The organism is Pseudomonas brassicae (genome assembly GCF_010671725.1).
In the GTDB taxonomy this organism is placed as follows: domain Bacteria; phylum Pseudomonadota; class Gammaproteobacteria; order Pseudomonadales; family Pseudomonadaceae; genus Aquipseudomonas; species Aquipseudomonas brassicae.
In genome coordinates, this window is the sequence record NZ_JAAHBU010000426.1 from 1 (window position 1) to 7,296 (window position 7,296).

Annotated in this window: 5 protein-coding genes and 2 pseudogenes; all 7 read left to right on the top strand. The window is 68.6% G+C overall.

Annotated features, from left to right (window positions below):
• Positions 1 to 1,407: pseudogene (locus tag G3436_RS23525) on the top strand (ApeI family dehydratase); the annotation flags it as partial.
• Positions 1,400 to 2,134, top strand: coding sequence for a glycosyltransferase family 2 protein (locus G3436_RS23530; protein WP_163950110.1), 735 nt, complete (start codon positions 1,400 to 1,402; stop codon positions 2,132 to 2,134). The pseudogene G3436_RS23525 and the gene G3436_RS23530, both read left to right, overlap by 8 nt.
• Positions 2,131 to 3,069, top strand: a complete 939-nt coding sequence (locus G3436_RS23535; protein ID WP_163950111.1) for an LpxL/LpxP family acyltransferase — start codon at positions 2,131 to 2,133, stop codon at positions 3,067 to 3,069. Before G3436_RS23530 ends, G3436_RS23535 begins: the two co-directional genes overlap by 4 nt.
• Positions 3,050 to 4,594, top strand: coding sequence for an HAL/PAL/TAL family ammonia-lyase (locus tag G3436_RS23540; RefSeq protein WP_163950114.1), 1,545 nt, complete (start codon positions 3,050 to 3,052; stop codon positions 4,592 to 4,594). Before G3436_RS23535 ends, G3436_RS23540 begins: the two co-directional genes overlap by 20 nt.
• Positions 4,587 to 5,012: an acyl-CoA thioesterase gene (locus G3436_RS23545; RefSeq protein ID WP_163950117.1), complete on the top strand. Its 426-nt coding sequence runs from the start codon at positions 4,587 to 4,589 to the stop codon at positions 5,010 to 5,012. The genes G3436_RS23540 and G3436_RS23545 overlap by 8 nt, the downstream gene beginning before the upstream one ends.
• Positions 5,009 to 5,611, top strand: a complete 603-nt coding sequence (locus G3436_RS23550) for an outer membrane lipoprotein carrier protein LolA (RefSeq protein WP_163950119.1) — start codon at positions 5,009 to 5,011, stop codon at positions 5,609 to 5,611. The genes G3436_RS23545 and G3436_RS23550 overlap by 4 nt, the downstream gene beginning before the upstream one ends.
• Positions 5,601 to 7,296, top strand: a pseudogene (locus G3436_RS23555) (MMPL family transporter); the annotation flags it as partial. The gene G3436_RS23550 and the pseudogene G3436_RS23555, both read left to right, overlap by 11 nt.

Here is a 7,296-nt window from a genome sequence, read left to right on the forward strand (position 1 = left end):
GACCTGTGGCTGACCGACCAGCCGGGCGACACGCCACTGCCCACACTGTTCGCCAGCCCCCTGGAGGCGGCCGACCTGGCCCTCGATACAGCGCTGCTGAGCCTGTGCACCTCCGGCTCCAGCGGCGAACCCAAGCGCATCGAAAAGTGCCTGCGCCAGTTGGCCAACGAAGTGCTGGGCCTGGAGCAGTTGTGGGGTGAGCAGCTCGGCCAGGCGTGCATCATCGGCAGCGTCGCCACCCAGCACATCTACGGCCTGCTGTTTCGCGTGCTGTGGCCGCTGTGTGCCGGGCGCAGCCTGGTACGTCGCCAACTGCCGTTCCCCGAAGACCTGCAGCGCGCCAGCCGCGAACACCCGCAGTTCGCCTGGGTGGCCAGCCCCGCGCTGCTCAAGCGCATGGGTGACAACCTCGACTGGCCGGCCCTGAGCCAGGTGCGCCGGGTGTTTTCCTCCGGCGGCGAACTGCCGGCCGATGCCGCCCAGGCCCTGCAGCAACGCCTGGGGCAGTGGCCCTGCGAGATCCTCGGCAGCTCGGAAACCGGTGGCATTGCCTGGCGCCAGGGCGGCAGCCTGTGGCAGGCGTTTGCCGAGGTACAACTGAGCCAGAACGCCCACGGCGCGCTGTGCATCGCCTCGCCTTATCTCCCGCCCGGGCACCTCGAACACAGCATGGATGCCGTCACGTTCAGCGACGATGGCCGTTTCAGCCTGCTCGGGCGCCTGGACCGCATCGTCAAGCTCGAAGAAAAAGCGCATTTCGCTGCCGATGCTCGAACAGGCCTTGCTGCAGCATGCCTGGGTCGAGGACGCGCGCCTGGCCGTGGTACAGGAAAACCGCGCCTCGCTCGGTGCCCTGCTGGTGCTCAGCCCGGCCGGCCTGCATGCCTTGCGCAACACTGGTCGGCGCAGCGTGACCGAGACCTTGCGCCAGCACCTGGCCGGGCACTGCGAAGCCATCGCGCTGCCACGGCGCTGGCGCCTGTTGCGCCAACTGCCGTTCAACGCCCAGGGCAAACTGCCCCAGGCCCAGGTGCAGGCACTGCTGCTGGCACCGCGCCCCAAGGGCCCGGAGGTGCTGGGCCAGGTGCGCGAGGGCGACGAGCTGCGCCTGCAACTGGCGGTGTCGGCCGACCTGGCCTACTTCAATGGTCATTTCCCCAAGACCCCGGTGCTACCCGGCGTGGTTCAGGTCGACTGGGCGCTGGCTCTCGGCCAACCCCTGCTCGACGGCCACGGCGCTTTGCCGGCATGGAAGTGCTCAAGTTCCAGCAACTGGCGCGGCCGGGCGATGTGCTCGACCTGAGCCTGCGCTTCGACGCCGAGCGCGCCAAGCTCTACTTCACCTTCAGCAACGCCGGCGCACCGTGCTCCAGCGGGCGCATCGTACTGGAGGCCATGGATGCATAAGCCTTGTGCGGTGATCCCGGTGTACAACCACGAGCGCGCGGTGCCGGCAGTCGTTGCCGACCTGCTGCGCGCCGGCCTGCCGTGCGTGCTGGTCGACGACGCCAGCAGCCCGGCCTGCGCTGCGGTGCTGCAGCAGTTGGCAACGCAGCCGGACATCCACCTGGTGAGCCTGGCGGTGAACCAGGGCAAGGGCGGCGCGGTCATGGCCGGCCTGCGCGCGGCCGCGCAACTGGGCTTCAGCCACGCCTTGCAGGTGGACGCCGACGGCCAGCACGACCTGGGCGACGTGGCGCGCTTTCTGGCGCTGTCGCGCCAGCACCCCGAGGCGCTGGTGTGCGGTTACCCGCAGTACGACGCCAGCGTGCCCAAGGGCCGCCTGTACGCCCGCTACCTGACCCACGTATGGGTGTGGATCAACAGCCTGTCGCTGCAGATTCCCGACTCGATGTGCGGCTTTCGGGTCTACCCGCTGGCGCGTACCTTGCCGCTGATCGACTCGGTCAAGCTGGGCCGGCGCATGGACTTCGACCCCGAGATCCTGGTGCGCCTGGCCTGGCGCAACCAGCCGATGCAGTGGCTGCCGACCCGGGTGCACTACCCGCAGGACGGGCTGTCGCACTTTCGCCTGTTCCACGACAACGCGCTGATCTCGAAAATGCACACCAAGCTGTTCTTCGGCATGCTGCTGCGCGCACCGGTGATCCTGTGGCGGCGGTGGCAGCGATGAGTAGCGAACAGCAACACTGGGCCGCGCACGACGAACGCGGCAGCTTCTGGCTGATGAAACTCACCGCCTTCGGCGTGCGCGTGCTCGGCCGGCGCCTGCTCAGCCCGGTGCTGTACGCCATCGTGCTGTACTTCTTCATCTTCGGCCGCAAGGCTCGCCTCAGCGTGCGCGAGTACCAGCAGCGCCTGGCCCAGTGGAGCGGGCAGCCTGAACTGCGCCCCACCACGCGCCGCGTGTTCGGCCAGTTCATGGCGTTTGCCGACGCCCTGCTGGACAAGCTCGACGTGTGGAACGGCAAGCTCGGCATCGAACAGATAGAGATCGTCGACCCGGCGCAGTTGCGCACCCAACTGCGCGCCGAACGCGGGCAGATGCTGGTCGGCGCGCACCTGGGCAACCTGGAAGTATGCCGTGCGCTGGCCGAGCTGGGCGAACAGGTGAGCATGAACGTGCTGGTGCACACCAAGCACGCCGAACGCTTCAACCGCCTGCTAGGCGAAGCCGGCGCCACCCACCTGCGGCTGATCCAGGTCAGCGAGCTGGACCCGGCGATCATGCTGCAACTGAGCCAGCGCCTGGAGCGCGGCGAGTGGCTGGCGATTGCCGGCGACCGCGTGCCGCTGCACGGCGGGCGCACCGTGCAGGCCGACTTCCTCGGCCATTCGGCGGCCTTCCCGCAGGGCCCGTGGTTGCTGGCCGGGTTGCTCAACTGCCGTACCAACCTGTTCTTCTGCCTCAAGCAGCAAGGCCGCTACCAGGTGATCCTCGAACCGTTCGCCGAGGCCATCGAATGGCGCCGCGGCCAGCGTGACCAGGTGCTCGCCGACTGTGCCGGGCGCTACGCCGAGCGCCTGGGCCACTACTGCCTGCAGGCCCCGCAACAATGGTTCAATTTCTACCCTTTCTGGAAGACCGATGACGATACCCGCGCTTGAGCCCATCACTTTCGGCGAGTCGCCGCTGTCCATCGAAGCCGTGCTGGCCCTGGCCAGCCGCCAGGCGCCGACGCACCTGCAGGACGACGCCGAGTACCGCGCGCGGATCGCCCGCGGCGCGCAGTTCCTCGACTCGCTGCTGGACAAGGAAGGCGTGATCTACGGCGTCACCACCGGCTACGGCGACTCGTGCGTGGTGGCCGTGCCGCTGGAACACGTCGAAGCACTGCCGCAGCACCTGTACACCTTCCACGGCTGCGGGCTGGGCAAGCTGCTCGATGCCCAGGCCACCCGTGCGGTGCTGGCAGCGCGCTTGCAGTCGCTGTGCCACGGCGTGTCCGGGGTACGCGTGGAACTGCTGGAGCGCCTGCACGCGTTCCTCGCCCACGACATCCTGCCGCTGATCCCCGAGGAAGGCTCGGTGGGCGCCAGCGGCGACCTCACCCCGCTGTCGTACGTGGCCGCCACCCTGTGTGGCGAGCGCGAGGTGCTGTACAAGGGTGAGCGCCGCAGTGCCCGCGACGTGCACCGTGAACTGGGCTGGCAGCCGCTGGTGCTGCGGCCCAAGGAAGCCCTGGCGCTGATGAACGGCACCGCCGTGATGACCGGCCTGGCCTGCCTGGCCTTCGCCCGCGCCGACTACCTGCTCAAGCTGGCCACGCGCATCACTGCGCTCAACGTGGTGGCGCTGCAAGGCAACCCCGAACACTTCGACGAACGCCTGTTCGCCGCCAAGCCGCACCCGGGCCAGATGCAGGTGGCCGCATGGTTGCGCCAGGACCTGGCCATCGACGCCCCTACCGCGCCGCTGCACCGCCTGCAGGACCGCTATTCGCTGCGCTGTGCACCGCATGTGCTGGGCGTGCTGGCCGACAGCCTGAACTGGCTGCGCGGCTTTATCGAGATCGAGCTCAACAGCGCCAACGACAACCCCATCATCGACGCCGAGGCCGAGCGCGTGCTGCACGGCGGGCACTTCTATGGCGGGCACATCGCCTTCGCCATGGACAGTCTCAAGACCCTGGTGGCGAACGTGGCCGACCTGCTCGACCGCCAGCTCGCGCTGCTGGTCGACGTGCGCTACAGCCACGGCCTGCCGAGCAACCTGTCGGGCGCACCGGCCGAGCGCGCCATGCTCAACCACGGCTTCAAGGCGGTGCAGATCGGCACCAGCGCCTGGACCGCCGAAGCGCTCAAGCACACCATGCCGGCCAGCGTGTTCTCGCGCTCCACCGAGTGCCACAACCAGGACAAGGTGAGCATGGGCACCATCGCTGCCCGCGATGCGCTGCGCGTGCTGGAGCTGACCGAACAGGTCGCCGCCGCGACCCTGCTGGCGGCCAACCAGGGCGTATGGCTGCGCAGCCTCGAAGCCGACGCACGCAGCCTGCCACCTGCCCTGGCGGCCATGCACGCGCAACTGCGCGAAGACTTCGCCCCGGTGATCGAAGACCGCGCACTGGAAGGCGAACTGCGCCTGTGCCTGCAACGCATCGCCAGCCAACACTGGAGGTTGCATGCGTAATCAAGGCGTAATGCACGTCGACACCGAGATCCTGGTGCCGTTTTTCGACGTCGACAGCATGCACGTGGTGTGGCACGGCCACTACGTCAAATACCTCGAGGTGGCACGCTGCGCGCTGCTCGACCACCTGGGCCACAACTACCAGCAGATGCAGGCGGCAGGCTTTGCCTGGCCGGTGATCGACCTGCAACTGCGCTACATGCGCGGCGCCACCTTCGGCCAGCGCCTGAACGTGCGCGCCAGCCTGGTGGAATGGGAGAACCGGCTGAAGATCAACTACCTGATCAGCGACCTGGCCACGGGCGAGCGCATGACCCGCGCCAGCACCGTGCAGGTGGCGGTCGAGATCGCCAGCCGCGAAATGCTGCTGGCCTCGCCTGCAGTGATGGTCGACGCCGTGCGCAAGGTGCTCCCATGAACCCGGTGCTACGTAGCATCATCGCCCTGGGCCTGCTCGGCTGCGCGTCACTGGCGCAGGCCTTCGGCCTCGACGAGCTGAGCCGCCAGCTGGGCGAGCCGGCCGTGATCAAGGGGGCGTTCGTGCAGGAGAAACACCTGCGTGCCCTGCCCCAGCCGCTGGTGAGCAAGGGCGAGTTCGTGCTGGCCCGCGACCACGGCCTGCTGTGGCTGCTCAAGACACCGCTGCAACAGGACTACCGGCTCGACGCCAAGGGCATCGCCCGCCGTGACGGCAATGGCTGGCAGCTGCTGCCGGGCAAAAGCGCCGGGGCCGAGCAGAACCGTCTGTTCTTCGCCGTGCTGCAAGGCGACAGCAGCGGCCTGCAACGCGACTTCGAACTGAGCCTGCAAGGCAGCGCCGAGCACTGGCAACTGCAACTCACTCCGCGCTCGCTGCTGCTCAAGCAGGTGTTCACCCGCATCGAGATTGCCGGTGGCCGCTACGTCGAGCAGATCCACCTGCTCGAAACCCAGGGCGACAGCACCGTGCTGCGCATGCCGGCCAGCACCCAGGCCGCCGCCCTGACCGACGCGGAGCGCACCGACTTTGCCGACTGAGCGCCTGCTACCGCGCTGTTCACGTTGCTGCTGCTCGGCGTGCTCGCACTCGCCGGGTGGCAATGGCACAACGGCGCGCCGCTGTCGGCCGACCTGATGACGCTGGTACCCGGCGCTACCCAGGACCCCCTGGTGCAGCGCGCCGAACAGCGCATGCAGGAGCCGCTGAACCGCGAAATGCTGATACTGGTCGGCCACCCCGAACGTGACCAGGCGATTGCCCTGGCCCAGCGCCTGAGTACCGAATGGCAGGCCAGCGGGCTGTTCGAAAAGGTCCAGTGGAGCGTGCAGGCCGACCTCGATGCACTGCGCCGGCAATTGCTCGACGGGCGCGTGGCGATGCTTGCAGCCAGTGATCGCCAGGCCTTGATCGATACGCCGCAGGCGTTTATCGAACAACGCGTGCAGCGCCTGTATGACCCGTTTGCCGGCTTCAGCCTGGTGCCCAGCCAGGACGACTGGCTGGGCCTGACCGGGTTGATCCAGGACAGCCAGCCCAAGCCCGCCGCCGTCACGCTGGACACCGCCAGCGGCGCGTTGCTGGCCGAGGCCGACGGGCAGCACTGGGTGCTGTTGCGCGCACGCACGCTGGGCAATGCCTTCGACCTCAAGCTGCCGTTGCAGGTCGCCGACCTGCTGGCGCAGTCACGGGTGCAGGCAAGCCAGGTTGGCGGCCAGTTGCTGGCCGCCAGCGGCCTGCTCTACGCCGCCAATGGCCAGCGCCAGGCCAGCCAGGAGATCACCTGGGTCGGCGGCGGCGCCACCGTCGGCATCCTGCTGCTGCTGTGGCTGGCGTTTCGCCGCGTGCGCGTGCTGCTGGCCTTCGTGCCGGTGCTGGTGGGCATGCTGTTCGGCGCGGTGGCCTGCGTGGCACTGTTCGGCCAGATGCATGTGATGACCCTGGTGCTGGGTTCGAGCCTGATCGGCGTGGCCGTCGACTACCCGCTGCATTACCTGTCCAAGAGCTGGAGCCTGCGCCCGTGGCAGAGCTGGCCGGCGGTGCGGCTGACCTTGCCGGGCATGAGCCTGAGCCTGGCCACCAGTTGCATCGGCTACCTCGCGCTGGCCTTCACGCCGTTCCCGGCCCTGACCCAGATCGCGATCTTCTCCGCCGCCGGCCTGGTCGGCGCCTACCTGGCCGCAGTATGCCTGTTGCCCGCGCTGCTCAAGGGCATGACGCTGCAGCCGGCGCAGTGGCCGCTGCGTATCGCACAGTGGCTGCTGGACCTGCGCCAGGGCCTGCTGAGCAAGGTCTCCAGCCCCTGGCTGCTGGCGTTGCTGATGCTGTTCTGCGCCGCCGGGCTGTGGCAGCTGGACAGCCGCAACGACATCCGTCAATGGGTCGCCAGCCCGCCGCAACTGCAAGCCGAGGCCCAGGCCGTGGCGCGCATCACCGGCTACCAGCCCACCAGCCAGTTCTACCTGGTGCGTGCGGGCGACCAGGCACAGTTGCTCGAACGCCTGCACGCCTTGGGCAGCCGCCTCGACGAGCTGGTGGCGTTGGGCAAGCTCAAGGGCTTCATGAGCCTCGACCGCCTGGTGGCCAGCCAGGCGGAGCAACAACGCCTGCAAGCGGCGCTGGGCGCCTTGCCGGCCCACTGGCAGCCGTTGCTCGCGCTGGGCGTACCGGCCAGCGCGCTGCACGCCGAGCTGGCCCGGTTGCAGCGCTGCCGCTGCAAGACATC